This is a genomic window from Mesorhizobium sp. M1295 (genome assembly GCF_040318135.1).
In the GTDB taxonomy this organism is placed as follows: Bacteria; Pseudomonadota; Alphaproteobacteria; order Rhizobiales; family Rhizobiaceae; genus Mesorhizobium.
This window is the reverse complement of sequence record NZ_JAMYLU010000031.1, coordinates 34,773-60,361: the sequence shown is the minus strand read 5'-3', so window position 1 is coordinate 60,361 and position 25,589 is coordinate 34,773. Positions and strand designations below refer to the sequence as shown.

Sequence of the window (25,589 nt, the reverse complement as noted above, 5' to 3'; positions counted from 1 at the left end):
TCAGCGACGTCTTGCCGTGGTCGACGTGACCAATCGTGCCAATGTTCACATGAGGCTTAGTGCGCTCGAATTTACCTTTTGCCATAGTCTCTTTCCTTGGACGGCCTAAGGACGGCCTGGACCTTCAGTTCAGTCGAATGCGGGGCGATTAGCGACTAAGGCCGAAAAACACAAGTGCCTTGTGGCTGAGCGCGGCTCACTCGGTTCGAACCCATGATCCGATTTAGGGGATGTGGCCGATATGGGAATGGCAAGACGGAAATGTAAGATGGGCACGACCCAAGGCCGGAGGCGCCACAAACCCTTAATGACACTCCCTTAATGAGACTGGCTTAATGACACTGGAGCAGAATGGCGCCTGGGCACTTGCGGGTAAATGAGCATCATGCGGATTGCCACCATCGCGACAGGGCAGAACCTGCAACGTCTGATCTATCTGGCCATATGCGGCTTGATCTGCACTTACATCGGCGTGCTTGGCATTTCGATATTGATCGGCAGCTGGCTGTTCGACGAAAACGGGCGGCCGCTGGCGACCGACTTCATCGCATTCTGGGGGGCTGGCAAGCTTGTCCTGCAAGGCCGTGCCGCCGATGCCTATAATTGGGACCTGCACAAGAGCATCGCGACCGCTGAAAGCGGTGCTACCTTCGACGGCTATTTTTCATGGCAGTATCCTCCGACTTTCCTGATCGTGACCGCCGCACTGGCGTTGCTATCCTATCCGGCTGCATTGGTTGCATGGATGGCGACCGGGATAACGCTCTACGCCGCCGCCATACGGCTGATCGGGAACACACGCGTTGCGATTCTGGCAGCCATGGCCTGGCCCCCCGTGCTTTGGAATACCGTGGTCGGCCAAAACGGCTTCATTACCGCTGCGTTGCTTGGCGCAGCCATCGCCTCGATCGAAAAACGCCCCGCGCTGGCCGGCCTCTGCTTCGGCCTGCTCACCTATAAGCCGCAATTCGGTCTGATGATCCCGCTTGCGCTCATCGCCGGAGGCTTTTGGCGAGTGATCGGTTGGGCCGCTGTTTCCACCACCGTCATGATCATGCTTTCCATCGGCCTCTTCGGCGCCGAGATTTGGTCCGATTTCTTCGATGCCGCCGCCAAGGTCAACGGCACCATTCTCGTCGATGGTAGGGCTGACTTCTCCAAGCTTCAAAGCCTCTACGGTTTTGTCCGCGCGCTTGGGTGGAATTGGACGCTCGCATGGACCGCGCAGGGCCTGCTCATCGCAGTTCTGAGCGCCGGCATTGTCTGGATATGGCGTCAAAAAGTGGCGTTCGACGTCAAGGCAGCAGCGCTCGCAACCGTGACGATTCTCGCTTCGCCTTACGCGTTCATCTATGATTTCGTGGCTCTTGCCATCCCGCTGGCGTTTCTAGGAAAATCAGGATTTTCGGCGAAAGAAAGCGCTGTCGTGATCGCTGCCGGAATTCTGCTCGTCTCGGGCCCCTCGGACCACCTGGCCACCGCCTTTCTCTCGGCGCTGCTTGTGTCAGGCCTGGTGGTCGGCCGCGCATGGCAGGCTTTTCCGACACGCTTGGCTTCGCGGGCTGGAGCGCTCAACGTGAATTGAAGCCATAATCCGTTCGCTTGCCGCTGGAAATCCGTTCGCTTGCCGCTGGCCCATTGCCGCTGCTGCGCCGGTCTGATTTCGTCGGCCCATGCATTTCATCCCGACTGCCATCCGAGGCCCGCTGTTCATGGTCGTTTCGACCGGGTCCTACATCGTGAACGACACGATGATGAAGCTCGCAACCGCGGGACTGCCGCCCTATGAGGTGCTGTTCCTGCGCGGCGCTGCGGCAACATTGTGGGGCATTCCGCTGCTGTTCATGCTGGGCTATGGCAAGCAGATCCCGCTGATCCTCGACGCGAAGGTGTTGCGCAGGAACCTGCTCGAACTGGGTGCTATCCTTTGCTACGTGGTGGCGCTCGCCAACATGCAGATCGCCGATTCGACCGCGCTTGGGCAGATCACACCCTTGCTGATGCTGGTCGGCTCCTCGATCCTGTTTGGCGAACGGATCGGCGGGGTGCGGCTGGCGCTGATCGGCCTTGGCTTTATCGGCGCGGTGATGGTGGCACAACCGACGATGCAGGGGATTTCGGTCTACGCCCTGCTGGCGCTGGGCAATGCCGCTCTGTCCGCGGCACGCGATCTGGCGGGACGCAAGGTCGCCGCCGAGGTGCCGGGGATGGTTGTTGCCATTTCCGCGGTGGTCGTGGTGCTCGCCGGCGCCGGCGTCGCGCATCTGCTTTCCGAGCAGTGGGTCGTGCCTGAAACCCATCACCTGCTGCTGATGGCGGGGGCCGGACTGTTCCTGATCTTCGGCCACTTCTTCATCTTCATGGCCTATCGGGTCGGGCCGACCAGCGTGGTGGCGCCGTTCTACTATTGCTTCACCGTCTGGGCGGTGATTTCGGGCCTGGTGGTATTCCGGCAACTCCCGAATGCGCTGGCCATCTGCGGTATCCTGCTGGTGGTGGCCAGCGGGTTGACAATCGTCTCGCTCGACGAGCGCAAGCGCCGGTTGACTGTCGTCGCCTAGAGCGGAAGTGGAGAAGCGCATGGCAAGCCCGGAAAGCAACCAGAATGCAAGCAACCGCACGCTCACCGGAAAGTGCCTGTGCGGCGCCGTTCAGTATGCGGTGGCGGACGCGTTCATCTATGCCGCGAACTGCCACTGCTCGAACTGCCGGCGCACCACCGGTTCGGCGTTCAAGCCATTCGCCGGCATCGAACGCGACAGGCTGAGCCTGACCAGGGGCGAGGACAATCTCATGATCTTCGGCGACGAAACCGGCCATAACGCGCACTGCAAGACTTGCGGCTCGTTGCTCTATTCGGTGGTCCGCGGCGGTGCCTTCGTGCATGTCGCCATGGGAACCCTGGTCGACGAGCCGACCATCCGCCCGACGCAGCACATCTTTGTCGGCTCCAAGGCGAAGTGGTTCACGATCACCGACGACCTGCCGCAATATGAAGAACACGTGGTCGCTGGAGATGCCGACGAATAGCTGACCGTTAGAAAACGCTCAACCAAATTATCGTTTCGTTTTCGCGTCCGTCGCCAAAGAAACTATACTGTGCTCCGTCACCGAACCTATGTCGCGGGGATTTCTGTGGCATTACCGCCCGAGTGGTTGCCCAATGTTGCGATGAGGCGCGTCATTTGCCATTGGACGGCGGGCTCGCATTCGGCCGGCGATACCGACAAGGATGCATATCACATACTGGTCGAGGGGAATGGCCGTCTGGTCAGGGGCCGGCCTTCGATCGCGCTCAATTCCGGCCGGGTAAAACCGGGATATGCCGCGCACACGCTCAACTGCAACGGCGGCTCGATCGGGGTTTCGCTCTGTTGCATGGCCGGGGCGGAGGAAAGGCCGTTCGATGCCGGCCGCTATCCGATGACCAGGGCGCAGTGGGACGCGATGACCGCGGTTGTCGCCGAACTCTGCAAATATTACCGCATCAAGGTCACGCCCAAAACGGTGCTCTCGCACGCCGAGGTCGAAAGCAATCTCGGCATCGAGCAACGCGGAAAATGGGATTTCACCCGGCTGCCTTTCGATCCGACGATCAGCGGCGCAAGCGGCTGCGGCGAGCGGCTGCGCCGCGACGTGACGGCGGCAATGAGCTCGATGCCAAATCTGCCGGTGAGGATTGGGCGGGATGCCGTATGGCAGCGATTGCTGGAGGAACTATGGCCGATCATGGTGAGAGGGCTGGAAGCCGGCCTCAACACGCTGATCCGCGAAATCCTCAGAAGGATCAGATAGGCGGTCGGCATTCACCCGAATGCCGACGCAACTGCCGGACGGCTTCTATAGAGCCCTCTTGCCGCTGAACTGATGATAGGCCCAGAGGACAACCACGGCACCGACCACGGCTACGATCAGGCTATAGATGTTGAGCCCGGTAACGCCCGACGCGCCAAACGCGCTGAAGATGAGCCCTCCGACGATGGCCCCGACAATCCCGAGCACGATGTCGAGCACAAGGCCTTGCCCGCTTTTATTGACGATCTTGCTGCCTATGAAGCCGGCGATGACGCCGAGAATAATCCAGCTTAATATTGACATTTTTCCTCTCCGTTCCCCGCGCTCGATTACTTCCACATTATTAAGCAAAGCTCAAGCCAACTTGAAAATCATGATTACAGAAAGCTCAAACCGGCTTGAAATTCGCCATGGATGCGTCATTGTCGGAGACGGACGGGCAATTTGACATGGAGATCCACAATGGGACTGTTTGACAATGCCGTTCCCGGCGGCAACGTCGCCAAGCCGCTGATGATCGCGCTCGGCGCACTTTTGGTGGGAAAAATGCTGAGCGGTGGAAGTTCCGCCCAGCCGGAGGCAACGCAAAGCCCTGCCCCCGTCCCGCCTGATACAACAGCATCCGCCGATGGCGGCCTGCTCGGCGGTCTGGGCGGCCTGCTCGACAAACTGAAGGACGCCGGCCACGGCAACGTCGCCAATTCGTGGGTCGGTACCGGTCAGAACCAGCCGATCAACCCCAGCGATCTGGGCAGCGCTCTCGGGCCACAAATCATTCAGGAGATCGCGCAAAGGACGGGGCTGAACCAGCAGGACCTGCTCAAGCAACTGTCCGCAGCCTTGCCAGGGCTTGTCGACCAGCTGACGCCGAACGGGCAAGTGCCGCAGCAGAACCAGCTCGCGTCCATATTCAGCAAATTCGCGAGTTAAGGCATGTCGCCCAACACCGCCTGCGGTTTGGTACAACGACATGCATAAAACAACGGATTAAGGTCGTTGCGCGTCCGTCTGGACGCGCAACCAACACTTTGAATTATCGGCAAAGCGCTTCACTTGGCAGTGCCTGCTTCGGGATCGTGCGCGAGGGACGCCGCGGCTGCGGGAAATCTGGAGCGGGTAGCGGGAATCGAACCCGCATATTCAGCTTGGAAGGCTGCTGCTCTACCACTGAGCTATACCCGCGCCTTTCAGTCAAGCATCGGATACGCTCCGACGCTCGCTCTGCGTTTCAGGGCTTCCGGGCCGGCAGTGGTGGAGAGGGTTGGATTTGAACCAACGTAGGCATAGCCAACGGATTTACAGTCCGTCCCCTTTAACCACTCGGGCACCTCTCCAGTCTGCCGCCGGAGCCATGCAACGAGGCATCGACGCGTCGCGGCCGCCAAAGCAGCCCTTCCGCGAAGCGCCTTATGGCGGCAGCGCCCAAAACTGTCAACCACAACAGCCCGGCAAAAAGCGCTGAATTTCGCACCTCGCCTGACAAGCACCTTGTGCAGCTGTATCCATCGCCGGACGACACGGCTATAGAGGCCGCCATGAGCAACGATAACAAATCGAAGACCCCGAAAGATACCCACTACGCCAAGCTGCGCCGCGCGCATCGCGACGAGAAGAGCGGCGGCGCGCCGGCGTTCAGGCCACGCCAGCCGGTGCCGCCCGGGGAGAACGCGGCGGACGGGCTGGTGCGGCTTTACGGGCTGCACACGGTGCGGGCCGCACTCGACAATCCGCGCCGCAAGATCAAGAAAATGCTGGTGACGCGCAACGCTGCCGAGCGGCTGGCAATCGCCGATCTCGGCGCTTTGCCCTTCAAGGCGGAGTTGGTCGAACCCAGGGACATCGACAAGGTCACCGGCTCGGATGCCGTGCACCAGGGCGTGCTGATCGAGGCCGAGCCGCTGAAACCGAAACGCCTCGATGCGCTCGGCGACACCAGGTTGGTGCTGGTGCTCGACCAGATCACCGATCCGCACAATGTCGGCGCGATCCTGCGCTCGGCGGTGGCCTTCGGTGCCGGCGCACTGATCACCACGGCGCGCCACAGCCCGCAGGAATCCGGCGTGCTGGCGAAGTCGGCCTCCGGCGCGCTCGAGCATATCGACCAAATCGAGGTAAAGAACCTCGCCGATGCGCTCGGCCAGCTGCACGATGCCGGATTCCAGACCATCGGTCTCGATTCGGATGGACCGGCGGAGCTTGAAAAGAGTTTTTCCGGCGACAGAATAGCGCTGGTGCTCGGCGCCGAAGGCAAGGGCCTGCGCCAGAAGACGCGCGAGACGGTGACGACGCTGGCCCGGCTCGACATGCCCGGCGCCATCCGCTCGCTCAACGTGTCGAATGCGGCGGCGGTGGCGCTTTATGCGGCGAGGAAGTTTCTTTCGGCGGATTGATCGAGCGATTGGTATGTTAAAGGCGTTTTCAAACCAGGGAGAATGGCTCGCGCTTCTCGCGAGTACGATCGGCACATTAAGAACACTCACTCCGCCGGAGTTTTATGACGAGGCGAACGACCGCTACCACGCCGTGATGGATGACATATTCCAGCTTGTCCACGGCCTTGAGAATCCAGCCGATTTTGGAAAATTTCTCGACGTCAACGCCGGCCGGGAGAGTTGGTTGCCGGAGAACGCCGAAGCCCTGGCCTCCATGGACGTCACAGAGATCCATTATCGGGTCGCCAGCAACTTGGCCGATGAAAGGTGGGTTGACGGAGCTCTTAGCGAAGCGTTCGAGAACGGCACGCTTGTCCCAGCCCTTGAGCGGATAGCTGCCAATGTCGGTAAGTTCAAATTGACTGGCAGCAGCCAGCAAACTCTCTAGCCAATCTGGAAGTTCGCCATTCTTTCCAAAGCCCTGACCAGCGCCGAATGATCCTCCTTTGACCCGCCATTCGCCGCGCACGAGTTGAACAATTGCTGCGTCGTTGAAGTGTTGGGCAGGGCGACGCCGAGCGCTTTCGCGCCTTCAAGGGCGAGATTCAGGTCCTTCTGGTGGAGTTCGATGCGGAAGCCGGGCGCGAAAGTGCGCTTGATCATGCGCTCGCCATGCACTTCCAGGATGCGCGAGTTTGCGAGCCCGCCCATCAGCGCCTGCCTGACCTTGGCCGGGTCGGCGCCGGCTTTCGATGCAAAAACAAGCGCTTCGGCGACGGCCTCGATGGTCAGCGCAACGACGATCTGGTTGGCGACCTTGGTGGTCTGGCCGACGCCGTTGGGTCCGACCAGAGTGATGTTCTTGCCAAGCTTCTCGAAGATGGGCCTGGCGCGTTCGAAGGCTTTTTCCTCACCGCCAACCATGATCGTCAGCGAAGCCGCCTTGGCGCCGACCTCGCCGCCCGACACCGGCGCATCGAGATAGTCGCAGCCGAGATCATTGATCTTTTTTGCAAATGCCTTGGTCTCGATCGGCGAGATCGAGCTCATGTCGATGACCAGCTTGCCTTTGGTCAAGCCGGACGCGACGCCATTGTCGCCGAACAGAACATCGGCCACCTGCGGCGTATCCGGAACCATGGTGATGACGATGTCGGCCGTTTTCGCAACGGCGTTGTGGCCGGAGACGGGCTTCAGACCCTTGGCGACGAGATCGGCCGGCGGTTTCGAGCGGTGGTCGCTGGCGAAGACTTGATAGCCGGCACCGAGCAGATGCCCCGCCATCGGCGCGCCCATAATGCCGAGTCCGATGAAGCCGATGGTTTCCATGTCTTTCTCCGTTTCTTGTTAAGGCGGCGTTCCTGCGCGCCCCCTCTGGCCTGCTGGCCATCTCCCCCACGAGCGGGGAGATCGGCAGTTCGCGCTCCGGCCCTTAAACTTTCCCGACCTCGAAAATTGGCGAAAGCGGCGGTGACATCCAATCTCCCTCCTTGTGGGGGAGATGGCCGGCAGGCCAGAGGGGGGCGCGCAGGAACGCGACGTGCGATACGTAGCGTCTATGCCGCCGCACTCCCCTGCCCGGCCCCGTCCCGAAACCACCCGAGCCCGGCTTCCGTTCCGCCCTTCGGCTTGTACTCCGCCCCGACCCAGCCGGGGTACCCGATCCTGTCGATGTGCTTGTATAAAAAAGGAAAATTGATCTCGCCCGTCCCCGGCTCATGACGGCCAGGATTGTCCGCAAGCTGGATATGCGCGATGCGGTTGAGGTTTGCCTCGATGGTACGGGCGAGATCCCCCTCCATGATCTGCATGTGATAGATGTCGTATTGCAGGAACAGGTTCTTCGAGCCGACGCGGTCGATCAGCGCCAGCGCCTGGTCCGAGTAATTCAGGAAGAAGCCCGGGATATCGCGGGTGTTGATCGGCTCGATCAGCAGCCGGATGCCGGCCTGCTCCAGCTTTTCCGCCGCGAAAGCCAGATTTTCGGCGAAGACGTCTTCCAGCACGGAGCGATCGACGCCCTGCGGCGCGATGCCGGCGAGGCAATTGACCTGCTCGCAACCCAGCGCGTGCGCGTAGGTGACGACCTTGGCAATGCCTTGCCGGAACTCCGGGATGCGGTCCGGCAGGATCGCGATGCCGCGCTCGCCCTTGGCCCAGTCACCGGCAGGCAGGTTGAACAGGACCTGCGTCAACCCGTTCTGCTTCAACCTTGCCGCAACGACATCCGGCGCATGGTCATAGGGACCGATATACTCGACACCCCTAAAGCCCGCTCGGGCGGCGGCATCGAAGCGGTCGAGGAAGTCGTGCTCGCCAAAGAGCATCGAAAGATTGGCTGAAAACCGTGGCATGGCAGTAATTCCTCATAAGACAGCTAGTCGAGCATGACGATCGCCGTCGGCGCGTCTTCGTGATGCTCGGCAAGCTCCTCGAACTCGGTGATCTTGTCGATTTCGGTGCCCATCGAAACGTTGGTGACGCGCTCGAGGATGAATTCGAGCACAACCGGAACCTGGTGCTCGTTCATCAGGCGCTGCGCCTCCTCGAAGGCACCGGCGAATTCCTCCGGCTTGCGCACCCTGACGGCCTTGCAGCCCATCGCCTCGGCGACAGCGACATGGTCGACGCCGTAGCCAGCTTCGGCATCGCCCTGTCGATTGACGTTCTCGAAGGCCAGGCTGACTTCGAAATCCATCGAAAACCCGCGCTGCGCCTGGCGGATCAGGCCGAGATAGGCATTGTTCACGACGACATGGATGTAGGGCAGTCTGTGCTGCGCGCCGGCTGCCAGTTCCTCGATCATGAACTGGAAATCATAATCGCCGGAAAGTGCGACAATGGTACGGTCCGGATCGGCGGCGCGAACGCCGAGCGCCGCCGGCAATGTCCAGCCGAGCGGCCCGGCCTGGCCGCAATTGATCCAGTTGCGCGGCTTGTAGACATGCAGGAACTGCGCCCCGGCGATCTGCGACAGGCCGATCGTGGTGACGTAGGTGGTGTCGCGGCCGAACGCCTTGTTCATCTCCTCGTAGATGCGCTGCGGCTTCAGCGGCACCTGGTCGAAATGCGTCTTGCGCTTCATCGTCTTCTTGCGCTGCCGGCATTCGCCGGCCCAGCCCGACCAGTCGCGCAATTTCCCGGCCGTCCTCCATTCGGTGGCGACGTCGAGCAGCATTTTAAGCGCCGCACCGGCGTCCGAGACGACGCCAAGGTCCGGCGCGAAGACGCGGCCGATCTGCGTCGGTTCGATATCGACGTGGATGAATTTCTTGCCCTTGGTGTAGACGTCGACCGAACCGGTGTGGCGGTTGGCCCAGCGGTTGCCGATGCCTAATACGAAATCGGCTTCGAGCATCGTCGCATTGCCGTAGCGGTGCGAGGTCTGCAGCCCGCACATGCCAGCCATCAGGCGGTGGTCGTCGGGGATCGCGCCCCAGCCCATCAGCGTCGGAATGACAGGCACGCCGGTGACTTCGGCGAATTCGATCAACAGGTCCGACGCATCGGCGTTGATGATGCCGCCACCGGCGACGATCAGCGGCTTGTCGGCCGCATTGAGCATTTTCAGGGCCTTCTCCGCCTGAGCGCGCGACATTGCCGGCTTGAACGGCACCAGCGGCTCATAAGCATCGATGTCGAACTCGATCTCAGCCAGTTGCACATCGACCGGCAGATCAACGAGAACCGGCCCCGGCCGCGACGAGCGCATCAGATGGAACGCCTTCTGCAACGCCATCGGCACCAGATAGGGTTCCATGACGGTAACAGCCCATTTGGCGACGGGCGCGGCGATGGCGGCGATGTCGACAGCCTGGAAATCCTCTTTGTTGAGGCGAGCCCGCGGCGCCTGCCCGGTGATGCAGAGGATCGGGATGGAATCGGCAGCGGCCGAATAGAGGCCGGTGATCATGTCGGTGCCGGCGGGACCCGAAGTGCCGATGCACAGACCGATATTGCCCGATCTGGCGCGGGTAAATCCTTCGGCCATATGCGAAGCCGCCTCGACGTGCCGCGCAAGGATGTGGCGGATACTGCCCCTCGCCTTCAGCGCCGAATAAAGCGGGTTGATCGCAGCACCCGGCACGCCGAAGGCACAGGAAATGCCTTCCTTTTCGAGGACGAGAACCGCTGCGTCGACTGCGCGCATCTTGGCCATGTCAGCCTCCACGGAATTGTTGATGGCCGATGATGCCAGTGCGCCGACTACTTTTCAATTTTTTCAGAATATTTTTTCATTTCTAGAGAGCGGCTCTTGTGAATTGAATTGATTGGCCTTTCTGTTTTCCATGAATTCGCTTCGCAAATCGATGAAAAACTTTTTCATTGCTTGCTTGGGCGAACAGGGGAAGAATGGATCCATGGAAACCACCGAAAAACGCCAGCGCGGCCGGCCGCGCGCCTTCAACGGACCGTCCGAGGCCGCTTCGGTGCAGTCGCTGGACCGGGCGCTTCGCATCCTGGCAATCGTGGCCGACGGCAGTGGCCTGTCGCTGAGCGAGATCGCCGCCAGCTCCAGTCTGCCGGCATCCACCGCCTACCGCATGCTGACGACGCTGGAGAACCATGGCATGGTCGAGTTCGACGGCACCGACCAGCTGTGGTCGATCGGCGTCGAGACCTATCGCATGGGCGCGGCGTTCCTGCGCCGCCGCAAGCTGGTCGATCGCGCCCGCATCGTCATGCAGGAATTGATGGAGAAGACCGGCGAGACCGCCAATCTCGGTGTCGCCGAGGACGATTGCGTCGTCTTCGTCAGCCAGGTCGAGACGCACCAGGCGATCCGCGCCTTCTTCCGGCCGGGCACGCGCAGTTCTTTCCACGCCTCGGGCATCGGCAAGGCGGTGCTGGCGCATCTCGAGCCGGAGCGCGTCGCCACTATCCTGCGCCGGGCCGGGCTGGAGCGCTTCACTGAAAACACGCTGTCCGACATCTCGGCTCTCGCCCGCGACCTGGTGACGATCAAGCTGCGCGGCTGGTCAGTAGACGACGAGGAGCGGCATCCGGGCATGCGCTGCGTTGCCGCCGCCATCTTCAACGAGTTCGGCGAGCCGATTGGCGGCGTTTCAGTCTCCGGGCCGACGGTGCGGGTCACGCCGGAACGGCTGGCCGAGATCGGCCCGTTGGTGCGCGATGCAGCTGCGGAGGTGACGAGGATGATCGGCGGCCTGCCGACCCCTCCCGGCCTTGGCAGCGAACCGAGCGCATGGCAGCGCTGACCAGCGCCGAATGGTGCGACATCTGCCAGGATGGCCAGAGCTAGGCCCCGGGCACCGCGCTCTTGGTCGATAGGTCGTAGAAATCAAGCAGCATCGCCAGCCCAACTCCGCAGGCGGTGAAGATGAGGCCGGCAATGAAGATGCGATTGGCGCGTTCATAAACGCGCCGTTGTAGACACGTTATGTCGAGCAGCAACCGCAGCGCTCGTATCTGCAGGGCAATGCCGATCAAAATCGGCACGACGGCGGCCAGGTGATAGATTTCCCATGGTATCGGGTTGGCGGCCCAATGCGTGATGAAGCCCAGCGAGAACGCCAGCAGGATGCCGACGGTGGTGATTGTGCCGTTGCGGAAAATCGTCTCGATCGGCTCTTCGTTCGGATCGTGCTCGCCCAAGCGCCCTCTCCCTGTTTCGGCTCGGCAGTAGATTGCTGTTCGGCTTGTAGATTAGGCTGCTGGGAAACCCCTGTACATCGGCAAGAGCCGAACGGCGGGATAAGGCAGTTTTCAGTGTTGGCGATTGGCGAAAGCCGTGCGGCAATCCAATCTCCCCCCTTGCGGGGGAGATGTCCGGCAGGACAGACGGGGGTGCGAAGGATCGCCGACGTCGATGTTCAGCCACTCCAACTGGGAATTGGCGTAGGCTTGACTGTCATCTATTGACAAGTAGTGCGGGGCAGCACCCCCCTCTGCCCTGCCGGGCATCTCCCCCGCAAGGGGGGAGATTGGCAGTTTCGTCGACGGCGCCCAATTCAAAAATGATGAGCTATGCCGACATTGGCAGTCGACCATTCGAATAGGAACTCAGACATACAGAAAAAGGGGCGGTGGGATGCCCCTTCTTCCGGTTGCCTGAACGGTCACCTCCTCTCAAAACGGGCGGTAGTGGCTCTCAAAGGTGGCAGCGATGGCGATAACCGTCGTACCCGACATAGGTGTCCGAGTACGGGTCGTAGCTCTGGTAGCGATTGAGGCAGCGCCGGACATGCCAGGAGCCGCCGTCTTCCTCGATATAGACGGTGCGCGGCTGGGCGAGCGCGCTGCCGAGCAGGAAGCCGCCGACACCTGCAGCAATGCCGATGCCGAGGTGCTTGTTGTAGTGCTTGTGATGGGCGGCCGAAGGCTGAACCGTACCAACCAGCATGGCGGCGGCGACGGTGGTGGCGACGAGGCCGGAAACGATGGTGCGTTTGAACATGACGATCTCCTTGTTGTGAGAGGCGACCCACCGCCTCTTGACCGTCAGTCGTCGCAACAAGGAAAAAGGTTCGAAGATCTTTTTGGATTTTTTCTCGAAGGGAGAAATCGCCCGGCCTGATGCGTCGGCCGCGACCACGAACAGTCGCCGGTCGACAGTTCACCGGAACAATCGGCAGACCTCAGCCCATGCCGGTGATATGGCGAAGCCAGAAGGCGAGCGCGATGAAGCCGATGATGGTGGTGACGCCGGTCCAGTCGATATTGGCGCGCTTCAGATCCCTGACGAGCTTCACCAGGAGAACCCAGGCCACGACGACGAGCGGGAGAATGATGACAAACCTGATCATGCGACAGCCTCGCTGATGCGATTGCACCTTCGGTCAATATAGGAAGCGAATTGGCCGTTTTCAGGACGCCCTGGCGGCAGAACCGGCGCGGTCGCGGCAGCCGAAAACGGAGTTTTGTCTTTACTGGCGCAGCAAATATGCTAACCCGAGCGCCGTGCCCTTGTAGCTCAGCTGGTAGAGCAGCGGTTTTGTAAACCGAAGGTCGGCGGTTCGATTCCGTCCGGGGGCACCAGTGCGGGCTTCTTGAGACCTCGGGGGCGCTTGATATCTGCTCGTCCCCGATATCCACAGGCCGGGGCCGTCAGATCGGTAGCACATCAGCTTCAACGCATATATTCCCTAGCGGAAACCATAGTTCCCTAGCGGAAAACCTAGGAGTCTTCGTTGGAGCAGAAACGCACGACCGCCCCCTTCATCAACGGTATGTTTGGCGGCCTTATCGTCTTCGCCTTCGCGCTTGGTTTCCGTTTCCTAATAAGTCCCGATCCCGATCCAGCATCAAGAGCAACGACAAGCCTTTCCGTACTGGCCTTTGCGATTTGTTTCGGCGCGGCTTTCCTCCGCGAGCATCGACGCCAGATTGCCGCCGCCAGAGAATATCTAAGCCGCCCAAGATCGTACTAGGGGCGTACGTGTCGGGACCGTCCTCGTCGGGTCACCAGAAACTTCCGTGAAATTGCTGGCAAAATCTGTCGCCAGACAACGAGCTAGCATCTCATATCTGGAAACGCTGAGCCCGGGCGTGTCTTCGCCGTTGCAGAGCCGTCATTTCGGCCCGCTCTCCCGGCCTCGGCCATCTCGTACCATTCGATTAAATTGCTCCTGTGTATATTAGCACTCGCTCAATTAAGCGCGCCGACAATGTCGGTGCGGCGGGCCAAAAACCAAAGGGTGTTGTCATGCGAAGCGATTTCGCCGCGGCGCGCGAGCTTTTGGAGTGCGCACAAAACCGCCTCTGCGGCGCGGATGAAACGAGCCGGCGCGTCAACGAGGCCCTCGACGCGCTGATTGAAGAAATAGCCATCGCAGAATTCCGCAAGGCGCCGTTGACGGTCGTGCCGTTTCCGCGAGCGCGGCCTCCAAAGCATGTTCGGTAGGGCGTCGCGCCTGTGTTAACAGAACGTCGGCGCCTGTAGGCGTTGAAGCACCATGCCTTCAACCGTATAGTTGGCGGCGCTGATGCTATGAACCCACGAGCTGATCCATGTCACGCTGTGGAGATGTCTACGAGAACAAGGTGACCGGCGAATATGCTGTCATCCTGCGTGGCACGGAAGACCGCGGAGATGGGCCAGGCATCGCCCATCTGACCGCTCGGCCGGGAGCCGCAGTGGTGGGCGAGCACTTCCACCCGAACCTGACGGAACGGTTTACCGTCCTCGGCGGCCGGCTCGATGCTTGCATCGCCGGGAAGACTTTGTCTCTGGGGCCTGGCCAATCCGCCGCGATCGAAGCAGGCGTCGCACATGATTGGTGGAACAGCAGCAAAACCGAAGAAGCGCATGTCCTGGTCGAAGTCGACCGGGCGCCGGGTGCGGACGATATCGACCCGAACCGTTTCGAGCTGCTGATTGGCATGCTCTTCGGCCTGGCCAATGCCGGCAAGGTGGACAAAAAAGGCAGGCCTTCGCCGCTTCAGGCGGCGGTCATCGCCAGGGAATTTGCCGACGTTATCGTCTTCACGCACCCGCCACCTGCGATTCAGCGAGTGGCGCTGGGGATCCTGGCGCCACTCGGCCATCTGCTCGGCTATCGCGCGATCGACCCCGGCTATTGCAAGCCGCACGGGCACGTCACGCCGGCGCCCGAAGCCCTCGCTCGGGCAGGTCTTTCGGCTGGGTGACTGCAGTCAAACCCCAATCGCCGCCACCAATATCCTATTCTGCCGCCGTATCGCAGTGCGCAGTTCGGCCATCCTCGCCCCGTCGCGCTTCACGAACTCGATGAACATCATGTTCATGTTGTTGAACACCAGTTCGCCCAAGGCGTGTCCATCGATGTCGCGGCGCACCAGGCCGAGCGCCTGCAGGCGGGCGATCAGCGCACGGATCTGCTCGGTCAGTGCCCGGTCGAGCGCGGTATAGGCCTGGCCGAACGGGCTGTCCGGCAGTTGCGTCGAGATCGCCATCGCCTGTCGCCACATCTCCTTGCTGAGATAATGCAGCGAATGCTCGATATAGATGCCGAGCAGTGTGTCCAGCGCGTCGCCGACATTGGCCGGCGGGTTGGCCACCACGCCGCGCCCGGCATTGAGCACTTCGTTGACCTCCATCGAAACGATGGCGCCGAGGATGTCGCCCTTGTTCTGGTAATAATTGTAGATCGTGCCGACCGAGACTTCAGCCTGCGCGGCAATCGTCTCGATCTTGGCGCCTTCATAACCGGCATCGCGGAAAAGCGCCGCCGCCGCCTCGATGATGCGGCGGTGCCGATCCGCCTTCTGCCTTGCCCGCAATCCGCTCATAGCGGCTGTTTGCCACAAAAACAGAATTGACTCAATTTTAGAATTGGTTCAATTTTTTGCCACAAGCCAAAAAAGGCAAGGGAGAACACTCGATGTCCATCAATCCAAAGACCCCCAATCCAACTACCAGGAATACGATTTCGGTTCTGAAGAGCCATCTCCACAGCGCATGTGCCGCGGCGGCACTGCTGCTGGCGACGGGCAGCCTCGCTCAGGCGCAGGACCTCAACGCGCTGATCTGGTGCGATCACGCCGATCCGGCGCTGTTGCAGCCTTTCGAGGAGGCCAACGGCGTCAGGGTCAATGTCAAGGAGTTCGAAGGCACCGGCGCTGGCCTGGCGATCGTCGAACAATCGCAGCCCGGCGATTGGGACGTGATGGTGATCGACAGCATCGACATACCGCGCGGCGTCGAAAAAGGCCTGTTCGAGCCACTGCCGGAAGACAAGCTGCCGCTGGCCGACCTGTTTCCGCAGGTGAAGATGGATAGCTCCACCGTGGTCGACGGCAAGCGCTACGGCATCACCGAAAAGTTCGGGTACAACACGATCGGCTACAACAAGACCAAAGTCGACCCGGCCGACATGCAGTCGATGGCGGCGCTGACCGGCGATAAATACAAAGGCAAGATCGCCATCTACGACTATTACCTGCCGGTCATCGGCATGGCCGCCCTGGCGATCGGCAAGAAGACGGCGGAACTGACCGAAGCCGACCTTCCCGCCATCAAGGAACAGCTGCTCAAAATGAAGGCCAATGCCAAGCTGGTCGGCGAAGTGACCGCCAGCCAGACAGCGCTGGCGACCGGCGAGGTCGACATACTGGTCGGAGGTGGCGAATGGGTGACGGCGGGGCTGGCCAAGGAAAACCCGGCGCTCGACTTCTCGATCCCGAAGGAAGGCGCCGTGCTGTGGTCGCAGTCGCTGGCAATGTTCAAGGATTCCAAGAACAAGAACCTGGCACTTAAATTCATCCAGTACATTATGAGCCCCGAAGGCCAGGCGCGGCTCGCCACCTCGTCCTGCTATTGGGGCATGCCGGCCAACACCAAGGCGGCGCTGAGCGACGAGCAGAAGAAGATCCTGCGCTTCGACGAGCAGGAGGAATTCCTCGCCCGCGCGCAATCCTATCCGGCGCCGAATGCCGATCTCGACAAGAAGATGCAGGACGTCTGGACCGAAATGCTGCAGGCGCAATGACCGGCTGCCGGTCGTGAACTCCGCCAGCAGCGGGCGTGCCCTACCCTGGGCGCTGGTCACGCCGGCGCTCGGCTGGACGCTGCTGTTCTTCGTGCTGCCCTTCGTCGCCATGGCGGTATCCAGCCTGACGGCGCATGAAGGCGGCGGCTTCACGCTATCCAACTACAGCCAGTTTTTTGCCAATCCATCCTACTGGCAGGCGATGGTGAATTCGCTGCAGGTCACGGCCATCGTCACCGTGATCTCGGTGCTGCTTGCCTATCCCTTCGCCTGGATCCTGGCCGAGCAGGTGCCGGAGCGCTGGCAGCGGCTGGCGCTGATGCTGGCGGTGCTGCCGTTCTGGACCTCCTATGTCGTGCGTTCCTATTCGTGGCTGCTGGTGCTGGCGCAGAACGGCGTCGTCAACCGCGCGTTGACCGGCTCCGGGCTGTTCAGCGAACCGCTGCAGCTTGCCAATACGCGGCTAGCGACCGTCACCGGCTTCGTGCATTTCTTCGTCATGCTGTTGACGCTGACGATCTTCGCCAATCTGAAGCAGCTCAGCCCCAGCTACCGCAAGGCCGCAGCCGACCTCGGCGCCGGGCCGATCCGGACATTCCTGCATGTCGTTCTGCCGCTGACGCTGCCTGGCATCATGGTCGGCGCCTTCCTCACCTTTGTGCTGTGCATCGGCGACTACATCACACCGCAGATCCTCGGCGGCAACAATGAGCTGTTGATGCCGCAGCTCGTCATGATGCAGATCGGCCGGCGCGGCGACTTTCCGCTCGCCTCGGCGCTGTCGATCATCCTGATGGCGGTCGTCACCATCGCCTATCTCGCCTGCGCCCGCTGGCTGAAGATCGAGCGGGCTTGACCATGCGCGCTCTCATCCGCCTCGTCTCCGGCCTTTACGCCATCGCCATCTACGGCTTCATCTTCCTGCCGGTGGTTGTGCTGATACTGTTTTCGCTGCAGGCGACGTCGTTTCCGATCCCGCCCTTCACCGGGCCGTCGCTGCGCTGGTACGAGGCCGTGCTCGCCGATACGCGGCTCACCTCGGCGCTGGTCAACTCGCTGCTGGTTGCCGTCCTCTCTTCGGCTGTCGCCGTCACGCTCGGCTTTCTCTCGGCCTGGGGTTTTGCACGCTTCGCCTTGCCGGGCTCGGGCCTGATGCGTGGACTGATCACGCTGCCACTGACCGTCAGCTATCTCATCATCGGCATGGGGCTGCTGGTGCTGTTCAACTGGGCCGGCGTGCCGAAGTCGCTTCTTGCCGCCGGCATCGGCCATGTCGTGATCAACCTGCCGCTGTGCTTTGCCATCGTCTACAGTCAGATGGGCGACCACCAGATCAATATCGAGCGCGCCGCGCGCGACCTCGGCGCGCCCGAATGGAAGGTGCTGCTGCTGATCACCGTGCCTGTGATGGCGCCGGCGATCTTCGCCGGTTTCTTCCTGTCGATGACCTTCTCCTGGGACGAATTCGTCATCTCGTTCCTGTTGACGCGCTTCGACACGACGCTGCCTGTCGAGATCTGGAACCTGCTGCGCTCCGGTCTCAATCCCAAGACCAACGCCGTCGGCTCGCTGGTCTTCGCCGTCTCCATCGTGTTGGTGGTATTGTTCGAACTGATGCTGTTGCGGAGGAAGCCGGCATGACGGCGCCACTGGTCGATATAAGCTCTGTCTCGCATCGCTTCGGCCAGCACACGGTGCTGAAGAACGTCTCGCTGACGATCGAGCCGGGCAGCTACACGATCCTGCTTGGGCCGTCCGGCTCCGGCAAGACGACGCTTTTGTCCATTCTCGGCGGCTTCGTCATGCCGAGCGAAGGCAAGGTGCTGATCCGCGGCGAGGACTGCACCGCAGTACCACCGGCGAAGCGGCCGACGACGACCGTGTTCCAGGACTATGCGCTGTTCCCACATATGAGCGTCGGCAGCAATGTCGGCTTCGGCCTGCGCATGCAGGGTGTCAATGGCGCAACCCGGGCAGCAAGGGCGCGCGAGGCGCTGGCGCTGGTTGGCCTCGCCACCGCCTTCGACAAGAAGCCGCACCAGCTTTCCGGCGGGCAGCGGCAGCGCGTGGCACTGGCGCGCGCCCTGGTGGTCGAGCCGGCGGTGCTCCTGCTCGACGAGCCGCTCGGTGCGCTCGACCTCAAATTGCGCCGGCAGATGCAGGACGAGTTGAAGGCGATCCAGAAGCGTGTCGGCACCGCCTTCATCCACGTCACCCACGACCAGGAAGAGGCGATGGCGCTGGCCGACCATTGCGTGGTGATGAATGACGGGCGCATCGAGGATGAAGGGCCACCAGAGCGCGTCTATGCACGGCCGGCGACGCGCTTTTCCGCGACCTTCATGGGCGAAAGCACGCTGATTTCCGGAACAGTGACCGAGGCGAAGAGCGGCAAAATCACCGTCACCACGAAGCTTGGGTCGCTCTCGCTGGCTGGCACATTGCCGGCCGGCTCGACGGTTGCGCTGGCCGTCCGGCCTGAGCATCTTGTCCTCGGCGCTGCCAGCGGCCCTGTAGCGCTTGGCATGGCCAAGGTCAGCGACGTCGTCTTCCAGGGTAGCTTCAAGCGCGTGCTGGGAACCTCCACGACCGACCCGGCGTTGCACTTCATCGCCAAGGTCCCCTCCGCATCGGCCGTCCAGCCGGGCGACGTTGTCGCCGTATCGTGCGATGCTGGCGACGTCATCCTGCTTGCGGACTGAACATGAGCACGCTTCCAATCATCGACGCCGGCCACTGGTACGAAAGCATCCGCATGGGCGATGGCGTGACGCTGATCCACGAGCCGTGGATCAAGCCGTTCTTCCGCTGCAACATCTGGCATGTGCGGGGCCGCGACCGCGACCTGCTGTTCGACACGGGCCTCGGCCATTTCAGCCTGCGCCGCCACGTACCGCTGGTCACGGAACGCAAGCTCACCTGCGTGGCCAGCCACACGCATTTCGACCATATCGGCTGCCATCACGAATTTCCCGACCGCTGCGTGCACCCGGCCGAGGCCGAGATCCTCGCCGACCCGCGCAACGAATGGACGGTTGCCGACCGCTATGCCACCGAGGAGATGTTCGACGGCATGCCGCAAGGCTGGGACACGAATCGCTACCGGATCCTACCCGCACCAGCCGGCCGGTTGCTCGAACAAGGCGACATCGTCGATCTTGGCGACCGTACCTTCGAGGTCATCCATACGCCCGGCCATTCACCCGGCGGCATTGCGCTCTACGAAAACAGGACGGGCATCCTGTTTTCCGGCGACATCATCTATGACGGCCCGCTGATCGACGATGTCTATCACTCCGATATCGACGACTATGTCGAAACGCTGCTGCGCATGCGCGATCTCGATGTCTCGGTCGTGCATGGCGGCCATTTCCCGAGCTTCGGCAAAATCCGCTATCGCCAGCTTGTCGACGAGTATCTCGCGCAGAAGCGCCAGGCCGGCTGCCATCTGCTCGCCCGATAGGGACTAGCGTTGTAGCGTCAAAGCGCCCTTTGCGGGCAGGGTGTGCCCGCCGCGTCGCCGCAGCGTGAGGCCGTGGGCTCGGGTCTAAAACTCTTTTCCTCCGACTGACGCACCAGTTCCGCGAAAGCCAGGGCAAAACTTGCCAGCATCAGGAAGACGATAATCAAGCGTGCCAGCGGCAATAGATCGGCCTCGACTGGTTAGCCCCACGCCGCCCATCCACTGCCGGCTAACATGATCGATACGGCTTTACGAGAGTTTAAGGCAGGTCTTAACCATCACATCATTTTGTCCCCCGACATGATGCGCGAGTGCGCCCTGTTTGGCCGCCATCTCAAGACACCTCCCTCCCTTTGCAGAAATGCCCGCCCATGCTAACCCGGCGCTGGCGCGACCCCGCAACCGGTCGCCACCAATCGGTCGTTGCCAATCGGTTGTCGTTGAGAGCCATGAGCAAAACCGCCAGCCGTTTCGCCTTCGTTTCATCCGGTACAGCCGACGCCAATGCAGCGCTGGAAAGCCTTTCGGCACGCTACGGCCAGGCATCCGTCGAGGATGCCGGGATCGTCGTGGCGCTCGGTGGCGACGGCTTTCTGCTACAGACCCTGCGCGAGACGATGAGCACTGGAAAGAAGGTCTACGGCATGAACCGTGGCACCATCGGTTTCCTGATGAACGAATACCGCGCCAGCGGCTTGACCGGGCGCATCGCAGCTGCGGTCGCCGAAACGATCCGTCCGCTGGAGATGCAGGCGGTAACGGCGGAGGGTGAGACGATTTCGGCGCTGGCGATCAACGAGGTCGCGCTCTGGCGCCAGTCCTACCAGACCGCCAAGATCCGCATCACCGTGGATGGGCAAGAGCGGCTGGAGGAATTGCACTGCGACGGCGTTATGATTGCGACGCCGGCCGGCTCGACCGCGTATAATCTGTCGGCGCACGGGCCGATTCTGCCGCTCGACGCTCCGCTGCTGGCGCTGACCCCGGTCAGCCCGTTTCGTCCGCGCCGCTGGCGCGGCGCGCTGCTGTCCAACAAGGCGATCGTGCGTTTCGACATTCTGGAGCCGGAAAAGCGGCCCGTGAATGCCGCCGCCGACCACACCGAGGTCAAGGCGGTGACGACGGTCACGGTGAGGGAATCGCCGACCGCAACGGCGACGCTGCTGTTCGATCCCAACCATTCGTGGAACGAGCGCATTCTCGCCGAACAGTTCCGCTATTGAGCCGGCGCGGCAGCCACTGCGCAAATTAAGCATCGCGATTAAGGTTACGACTTCACAATCGCGCCAATGCCGCCCGTTTGTGTTGACAAATCGTAGGCTTGCGCCTACCTGCAATACCAATCTTGCAGGCGCGCGGCGCTTGCCGCGACTGCTTATGTTGCGCCCCCGAACCAGCCAAAGACAGCCAAACTTGTCCTCAGACACCCAGATCGCTCAAGAAGCGTTGACCTTCGCAGACCTCGGCCTGTCGCCGAAGGTCCTTTCCGCAGTTACCGATGCCGGCTACACCGAGCCGACGCCGATCCAGGCTGGTGCTATCCCGCACGCCTTGCTCGGCAAGGACGTGCTGGGCATTGCCCAGACCGGCACCGGCAAGACGGCGTCGTTCGTCCTGCCGATGCTCACCCGGCTGGAAAAGGGCCGCGCCCGCGCCCGCATGCCGCGTACGCTGATCCTCGAGCCGACGCGCGAGCTAGCCGCGCAGGTCGAGGAAAACTTCGTCAAATACGGCAAGAACCACAAGCTCAACATCGCGCTGCTGATCGGCGGCGTGTCCTTCGACGAGCAGGACAAGAAGCTCGAGCGCGGCGCCGACGTGCTGATCGCGACCCCCGGCCGCCTGCTCGACCATCGCGAGCGCGGCAAGCTCCTGCTCAATGGCGTCGAGATCCTCGTCATCGACGAGGCCGACCGCATGCTCGACATGGGCTTCATCCCCGACATCGAGCGTATCTGCGAGATGATCCCGTTCACCAGGCAGACGCTGTTCTTCTCGGCGACGATGCCGCCGGAGATCACCAAGCTCACCGAGAAATTCCTGCACGCGCCGGTGCGCGTCGAAGTGTCGAAGGCTGCGTCCGCCGCCACCAACATCATCCAGCGGCTGGTGAAATCCGGGCCAAAGCCTTGGGACAAGCGCGAGACGCTGCGCAATCTGATGAAGGCCGAGGATGCCGAGCTGAAGAACGCCATCATCTTCTGCAACCGCAAGGTCGAGGTGTCGGAGCTGTTCCGCTCGCTGCTGAAATATGATTTCGACGCCGGCGCCCTGCATGGCGACATGGACCAGCGCGCGCGCATGCAGATGCTGGCCAATTTCCGTGACGGCAAGCTGCGCTATCTCGTTGCTTCGGACGTCGCGGCGCGCGGCCTCGACATTCCCGACGTCAGCCATGTCTTCAACTACGACGTGCCGATCCACGCCGAGGATTATGTCCACCGCATCGGCCGCACCGGCCGCGCCGGACGCTCCGGCAAATCCTTCACCATCGCGACCAAGTCGGACACCAAATACATCGACGCCATCGAACGGTTGATCGGCACCAAGATCGAGTGGCATGACGGCGACCTGTCGACGGTTGTCGCCAGCGAGGGCGGCGAGGATGAGGCCCCCCGCCGTGGCCGTGGTGCGCCACGCCGCGCCGGGCGCAAGGACGACACCAAGGAGCGCAGGCCGCGCGAGCGCCACGCCAAACGTGGCGAGGAAGCTACGCCGGAAGCGGTGGGCGAGGAACAGCCGGTCGTGGCCGAAGCCGCGGTCGCCGACATCGGCGAGCGGCGTACCCGCAAAGAGGCGATCCGCTCGGAAAACAGCGAGCGCCAAGCTTCACCTGAACGGAACGCTTCGCCCGATCGCAACGAACGGCGCGCGCCGGAACGCGGCGATACCAGGCCACAGCGCGAGCGCCCTGCCCGTCAGCGCCAGGAAGACAATGACGCGACCGTGGGCTTCGGCGACGACATGCCGGCCTTCATGCGGATCGTCGCCAAGGTCTGATACCACAGCGCTCGCGCGTCCCGCCGACGCGCGAAGCACGAAGCCGGCATAAGACGGCCTCGCCTCACGCTGAGATGGCGTTAGTCCGGCAGGCCCGCCTTGCGAAGGCCTTCGATGTACCTGCTGCGATCGTCCGGTCGATAAAACGGCGGCAGCACCTCGGCAAGATTCGAAAGCCGCAGCGAGGGATCGAGCTCGCAGACCCGGGCCATCATCTGCTGCGCTTCCGACAGGCGCCCCGCAAGGGCATGACTCGCCGCCACTACACGCATCGCGCTCACGTAGTTCGGTTGGTACCGCAGCGACTTTCCCGCCCAAGTGGCGGCGTCATCGTAGTGGCCGGCACAAAAATGAGCGAGCCCGGTGTTGAATTGCCAAGCGAACAGGCGTGGATCCAATGGGCTTAGGCGCATGGCAAGCGCGGCGTGCTCGACGGCCTTGCCTGGCTCGCCAAAGCAAGCCCTGACCCAGCTGCTTAGGCCCCACGCGGCCGCTAGATTCGGGTTGAGAACGAGCGCGCGATCGATGCAAGCCGCACTGTCGTCAAGGTCGCCACCTACGTAGCCGAGCACGTATCCACCGAAGGAAAGCGCAATCGCATCGTCCCTTCCGAGTTCGACCGCTCTCCTGGCCAGTCGAGTAGCCTCGGCATTCTCTTTCGCGCGGTCGACCATCCAGCCGTTGCTTTTTCGGGTAGCATAGCACCGCGCCGCCCGCGCATAGGCTGCGGCAAACTCCGGGTCACCGTCGATCGCCTTCATGAAGAGGCGCAAGGCATCGTCAATGGCCGACCTACTAGTGATCGTCCGGTCAAAGGCCGCCAGCCCGCGGAGATAGTAGTCATAGGCGTCGAGGCTTTCAGTCGGTTTGCGTTTGGCACGCTCGATCTCAGCCTCCTCCATTTTCGGTGTGATTGCGCCGACAATGCTCGAGGCGACCTGGTCCTGCAGATCGAAGACTTCGGCGAGCGCTCCGTCAAAACGGTCGGCCCAGAGATAGGCCCCTGTCGAGGTGTCGATGAGCTGCCCGGCGATGCGCAGGCGGTCGCCAGCCCGGCGAACACTTCCCTCGACCACATAGCGCACGCCCAGCTCACGCCCGACCTGCTCTATGTCTACGGACCGTCCCCTGTAGGTGAAGCTCGAATTCCGTGCGACTACGAACAGGTGACGAAAGTGAGCCAAGGCCGTGACAATGTCTTCCACCATACCGTCGGCAAAATATTCCTGCTCCATATCACCGCTTAGATTCTGAAACGGCAGCACCGCTATCGATGGGTGGTCGTCGCGCCTCGTCGGGGCCGCCAGAACCTGCGCCAGTGATGCGACGCCGGAGCTTGGCTCCGGCCGCGGACGTTCAGGTCGTTCACGGGACTGCAGAGAAGCCGCCAGCGAGCTTGTCTGCTCCTCAGGCTCTGCATCCAGATGTTTTTTCAAAGCTGCCCGACACAGCTCGAACTGGCGTAAGGCGGCGTTTTCGTGACCTCGATGAGCGTGGATGCGGATCAGCGCCCGATGGGCCGCCTCCGCCGTCGGATCCGGGGCGAGCAATCTCTCCGCGAGCCCTTCGCAGGCCGTCTCTTCCGCTGAGCCGGGTGCGGGCAGCGCCAGGCTCAGCCGATCGACCAACTGCAGCGCTTTGCGCTGATACTTGCTCAGATAAGGTCTAAACCACTCGTCCAGTTCGTCAGGAATGGCTTGCCCGGCAAGCAGCTCACCGCGGTACAGATCGGCGGCGAAGGCGAGATCAGTGGTCCGGCCCTCCTCCAGCTTCCGGTCGAAGATCGAGATGTCCGCCTCATCCGGACCGGCAATAAGCGCGATGGTTTCCTGATCCCCATCGATGTAGACGGTGGCATCCGAGCTGGCGGGGAACGTGCGCCTGATGTCGACCAGCGCCTGACGCAAACTATTGCGGGCCTGCCCATTGCTTCGCCCCGGCCAAAAGGCTTCGGAAAGCTGCTCGCGACGATGGCCGCGGCGGCCTGCGAGAACCAGAGCAGCAAAAAGAAGCGAAGTCTTGCGTGTGGCGAACCGGACGGGCCGGCGCTCCGGGGAAGTAACCTCCAGGCCACCAAGCAACCGGATGCGCACAAATCGTCTCCAGACTTTGACCGCGGCGACAGAATAGCATCTCGGTGGATCGATTTAACACCGATTTAACGGCGGATCGTCGGACTCCTCCCAATTGTTCACACACAGCCGAACAGCCCGAAAACGCCTGCGTGGCACGCTCCCATCCGCAAACTCGAAATGGGAGACCAAAACAATGGCTCACACGGAAACTCGCGCCGCCCGCGGCATGTCCAAACGCTTGCTTGGGTCTGGCTTGAAAAGCGCAGCAATGATGATCGCTGTCTTCACGAGATGGCGGCGGACCGCCGTAAGACGCAGGGCACTGGCAGATTTGACGATCGATCAGCTGAACGACATCGGACATTTGGAGGTCCATCAACCAGCACCCGACGCCGTCAAGGCAGTTCTGATCACGAACTTGATATCGATGAGGTAAGATCGGCGCTCAGTTTGG

The 25,589-nt window shown here is 61.9% G+C and carries 27 protein-coding genes, 3 tRNA genes and 1 pseudogene; 19 read left to right on the top strand and 12 right to left on the bottom strand.

The features are described from left to right. Positions 1-85, bottom strand: a pseudogene (locus NKH29_RS29245) (GTP-binding protein); the annotation flags it as partial. A 291-nt stretch (positions 86-376) separates the two neighbouring features. Between NKH29_RS29245 and NKH29_RS29240 the strand changes: the two are divergent. The 4 genes from NKH29_RS29240 to NKH29_RS29225 all read left to right on the top strand — a co-directional run bounded on the left by NKH29_RS29240 (position 377) and on the right by NKH29_RS29225 (position 3,795). Next, positions 377-1,585 (top strand): glycosyltransferase family 87 protein, encoded by a 1,209-nt coding sequence (locus NKH29_RS29240; RefSeq protein ID WP_352484576.1) that lies wholly within the window; start codon positions 377-379, stop codon positions 1,583-1,585. Positions 1,586-1,673: 88 nt separating this feature from the next. Beyond that, complete coding sequence (locus NKH29_RS29235) at positions 1,674-2,561, top strand: DMT family transporter (RefSeq protein ID WP_023717516.1); 888 nt, start codon at positions 1,674-1,676, stop codon at positions 2,559-2,561. 19 nt (positions 2,562-2,580) lie between these two features. Then, on the top strand, positions 2,581-3,030 hold the full coding sequence (locus NKH29_RS29230) for a GFA family protein (protein ID WP_023717515.1): 450 nt from the start codon (positions 2,581-2,583) through the stop codon (positions 3,028-3,030). A 141-nt stretch (positions 3,031-3,171) separates the two neighbouring features. Beyond that, positions 3,172-3,795 carry a peptidoglycan recognition protein family protein gene (locus tag NKH29_RS29225; RefSeq protein ID WP_352484574.1) on the top strand — a complete coding sequence of 208 codons (624 nt, stop codon included), beginning with the start codon at positions 3,172-3,174 and terminating at the stop codon, positions 3,793-3,795. 45 nt (positions 3,796-3,840) lie between these two features. Here the strand turns inward: NKH29_RS29225 and NKH29_RS29220 are convergent, their stop codons facing one another. Beyond that, the gene (locus tag NKH29_RS29220) at positions 3,841-4,098 is read right to left on the bottom strand and encodes a GlsB/YeaQ/YmgE family stress response membrane protein (protein WP_023717513.1); all 258 of its coding nucleotides are present in this window, start codon (positions 4,096-4,098) and stop codon (positions 3,841-3,843) included. Positions 4,099-4,257: 159 nt separating this feature from the next. On the opposite strand from NKH29_RS29220, the gene NKH29_RS29215 reads away from it, so the two are divergent. Then, a complete protein-coding gene (locus NKH29_RS29215; RefSeq protein ID WP_023717512.1) occupies positions 4,258-4,725 on the top strand; it encodes a YidB family protein in 468 nt (155 codons plus the stop codon). A 178-nt stretch (positions 4,726-4,903) separates the two neighbouring features. Here NKH29_RS29215 and NKH29_RS29210 read toward each other — a convergent pair. Together NKH29_RS29210 and NKH29_RS29205 are read right to left on the bottom strand one after the other, a co-directional pair. Next, positions 4,904-4,977 (bottom strand) — tRNA-Gly (locus tag NKH29_RS29210). Between the two features lie 67 nt (positions 4,978-5,044). Further along, positions 5,045-5,129 (bottom strand) — tRNA-Tyr (locus tag NKH29_RS29205). A 201-nt stretch (positions 5,130-5,330) separates the two neighbouring features. Between NKH29_RS29205 and NKH29_RS29200 the strand changes: the two genes are divergently transcribed. Beyond that, on the top strand, positions 5,331-6,185 hold the full coding sequence (locus NKH29_RS29200) for a TrmH family RNA methyltransferase (protein WP_352587597.1): 855 nt from the start codon (positions 5,331-5,333) through the stop codon (positions 6,183-6,185). Between the two features lie 13 nt (positions 6,186-6,198). Continuing rightward, the gene (locus NKH29_RS29195) at positions 6,199-6,615 is read left to right on the top strand and encodes a DUF6508 domain-containing protein (RefSeq protein WP_352587600.1); all 417 of its coding nucleotides are present in this window, start codon (positions 6,199-6,201) and stop codon (positions 6,613-6,615) included. Here NKH29_RS29195 and NKH29_RS29190 read toward each other — a convergent pair. The 3 genes from NKH29_RS29190 to gcl form a co-directional block, all read right to left on the bottom strand. Continuing rightward, complete coding sequence (locus NKH29_RS29190) at positions 6,612-7,496, bottom strand: 2-hydroxy-3-oxopropionate reductase (RefSeq protein WP_352587603.1); 885 nt, start codon at positions 7,494-7,496, stop codon at positions 6,612-6,614. The genes NKH29_RS29195 and NKH29_RS29190 overlap by 4 nt on opposite strands. Positions 7,497-7,723: 227 nt before the next feature. Continuing rightward, positions 7,724-8,521 carry a hydroxypyruvate isomerase gene (hyi, locus tag NKH29_RS29185; protein ID WP_352484572.1) on the bottom strand — a complete coding sequence of 266 codons (798 nt, stop codon included), beginning with the start codon at positions 8,519-8,521 and terminating at the stop codon, positions 7,724-7,726. Between the two features lie 23 nt (positions 8,522-8,544). Then, complete coding sequence (gene gcl, locus NKH29_RS29180; RefSeq protein ID WP_352496178.1) at positions 8,545-10,326, bottom strand: glyoxylate carboligase; 1,782 nt, start codon at positions 10,324-10,326, stop codon at positions 8,545-8,547. A gap of 202 nt (positions 10,327-10,528) precedes the next feature. Between gcl and bhcR the strand changes: the two genes are divergently transcribed. Next, entirely contained in the window at positions 10,529-11,386 is an 858-nt protein-coding gene (gene bhcR, locus NKH29_RS29175) for an HTH-type transcriptional regulator BhcR (protein ID WP_352484570.1), read from the top strand. 40 nt (positions 11,387-11,426) lie between these two features. On the opposite strand, the gene NKH29_RS29170 is transcribed toward bhcR, so the two are convergent. The 3 genes from NKH29_RS29170 to NKH29_RS29160 all read right to left on the bottom strand — a co-directional run bounded on the left by NKH29_RS29170 (position 11,427) and on the right by NKH29_RS29160 (position 12,934). Continuing rightward, the gene (locus NKH29_RS29170) at positions 11,427-11,783 is read right to left on the bottom strand and encodes a hypothetical protein (protein WP_023717507.1); all 357 of its coding nucleotides are present in this window, start codon (positions 11,781-11,783) and stop codon (positions 11,427-11,429) included. A 496-nt stretch (positions 11,784-12,279) separates the two neighbouring features. Next, entirely contained in the window at positions 12,280-12,723 is a 444-nt protein-coding gene (locus NKH29_RS29165) for a BA14K family protein (RefSeq protein WP_245278519.1), read from the bottom strand. 43 nt (positions 12,724-12,766) lie between these two features. Next, positions 12,767-12,934 (bottom strand): hypothetical protein, encoded by a 168-nt coding sequence (locus NKH29_RS29160; protein ID WP_023717505.1) that lies wholly within the window; start codon positions 12,932-12,934, stop codon positions 12,767-12,769. A 156-nt stretch (positions 12,935-13,090) separates the two neighbouring features. Here NKH29_RS29160 and NKH29_RS29155 point away from each other — a divergent pair. From NKH29_RS29155 to NKH29_RS29140, 4 genes are all read left to right on the top strand, one after another. Further along, positions 13,091-13,166: transfer RNA gene (locus tag NKH29_RS29155), tRNA-Thr, on the top strand. Positions 13,167-13,318: 152 nt separating this feature from the next. Next, positions 13,319-13,558 carry a hypothetical protein gene (locus tag NKH29_RS29150; RefSeq protein WP_031193539.1) on the top strand — a complete coding sequence of 80 codons (240 nt, stop codon included), beginning with the start codon at positions 13,319-13,321 and terminating at the stop codon, positions 13,556-13,558. Between the two features lie 275 nt (positions 13,559-13,833). Then, positions 13,834-14,031 (top strand): hypothetical protein, encoded by a 198-nt coding sequence (locus tag NKH29_RS29145; protein ID WP_084641813.1) that lies wholly within the window; start codon positions 13,834-13,836, stop codon positions 14,029-14,031. A gap of 107 nt (positions 14,032-14,138) precedes the next feature. Further along, positions 14,139-14,777, top strand: a complete 639-nt coding sequence (locus tag NKH29_RS29140; protein ID WP_023717503.1) for a cupin domain-containing protein — start codon at positions 14,139-14,141, stop codon at positions 14,775-14,777. A gap of 6 nt (positions 14,778-14,783) precedes the next feature. On the opposite strand, the gene NKH29_RS29135 is transcribed toward NKH29_RS29140, so the two are convergent. Then, positions 14,784-15,398 carry a TetR/AcrR family transcriptional regulator gene (locus NKH29_RS29135; RefSeq protein WP_023717502.1) on the bottom strand — a complete coding sequence of 205 codons (615 nt, stop codon included), beginning with the start codon at positions 15,396-15,398 and terminating at the stop codon, positions 14,784-14,786. Between the two features lie 92 nt (positions 15,399-15,490). Between NKH29_RS29135 and NKH29_RS29130 the strand changes: the two genes are divergently transcribed. The 7 genes from NKH29_RS29130 to NKH29_RS29100 all read left to right on the top strand — a co-directional run bounded on the left by NKH29_RS29130 (position 15,491) and on the right by NKH29_RS29100 (position 23,060). Further along, positions 15,491-16,597 (top strand): polyamine ABC transporter substrate-binding protein, encoded by a 1,107-nt coding sequence (locus tag NKH29_RS29130; RefSeq protein WP_031193537.1) that lies wholly within the window; start codon positions 15,491-15,493, stop codon positions 16,595-16,597. A gap of 13 nt (positions 16,598-16,610) precedes the next feature. After that, positions 16,611-17,453: an ABC transporter permease gene (locus NKH29_RS29125; protein ID WP_023717500.1), complete on the top strand. Its 843-nt coding sequence runs from the start codon at positions 16,611-16,613 to the stop codon at positions 17,451-17,453. A gap of 2 nt (positions 17,454-17,455) precedes the next feature. Further along, the gene (locus NKH29_RS29120; RefSeq protein ID WP_023717499.1) at positions 17,456-18,238 is read left to right on the top strand and encodes an ABC transporter permease; all 783 of its coding nucleotides are present in this window, start codon (positions 17,456-17,458) and stop codon (positions 18,236-18,238) included. Further along, positions 18,235-19,299 carry an ABC transporter ATP-binding protein gene (locus NKH29_RS29115; RefSeq protein ID WP_023717498.1) on the top strand — a complete coding sequence of 355 codons (1,065 nt, stop codon included), beginning with the start codon at positions 18,235-18,237 and terminating at the stop codon, positions 19,297-19,299. The genes NKH29_RS29120 and NKH29_RS29115 overlap by 4 nt, the downstream gene beginning before the upstream one ends. Before the next feature lie 2 nt (positions 19,300-19,301). Further along, positions 19,302-20,060 (top strand): MBL fold metallo-hydrolase, encoded by a 759-nt coding sequence (locus NKH29_RS29110; RefSeq protein ID WP_023717497.1) that lies wholly within the window; start codon positions 19,302-19,304, stop codon positions 20,058-20,060. A gap of 449 nt (positions 20,061-20,509) precedes the next feature. Next, positions 20,510-21,283 carry an NAD kinase gene (locus NKH29_RS29105; protein ID WP_352492517.1) on the top strand — a complete coding sequence of 258 codons (774 nt, stop codon included), beginning with the start codon at positions 20,510-20,512 and terminating at the stop codon, positions 21,281-21,283. A gap of 190 nt (positions 21,284-21,473) precedes the next feature. Continuing rightward, the gene (locus tag NKH29_RS29100) at positions 21,474-23,060 is read left to right on the top strand and encodes a DEAD/DEAH box helicase (RefSeq protein WP_353001176.1); all 1,587 of its coding nucleotides are present in this window, start codon (positions 21,474-21,476) and stop codon (positions 23,058-23,060) included. 80 nt (positions 23,061-23,140) lie between these two features. On the opposite strand, the gene NKH29_RS29095 is transcribed toward NKH29_RS29100, so the two are convergent. Next, positions 23,141-25,153: a BTAD domain-containing putative transcriptional regulator gene (locus NKH29_RS29095; protein WP_353001175.1), complete on the bottom strand. Its 2,013-nt coding sequence runs from the start codon at positions 25,151-25,153 to the stop codon at positions 23,141-23,143. Positions 25,154-25,589 lie beyond the last annotated feature (436 nt).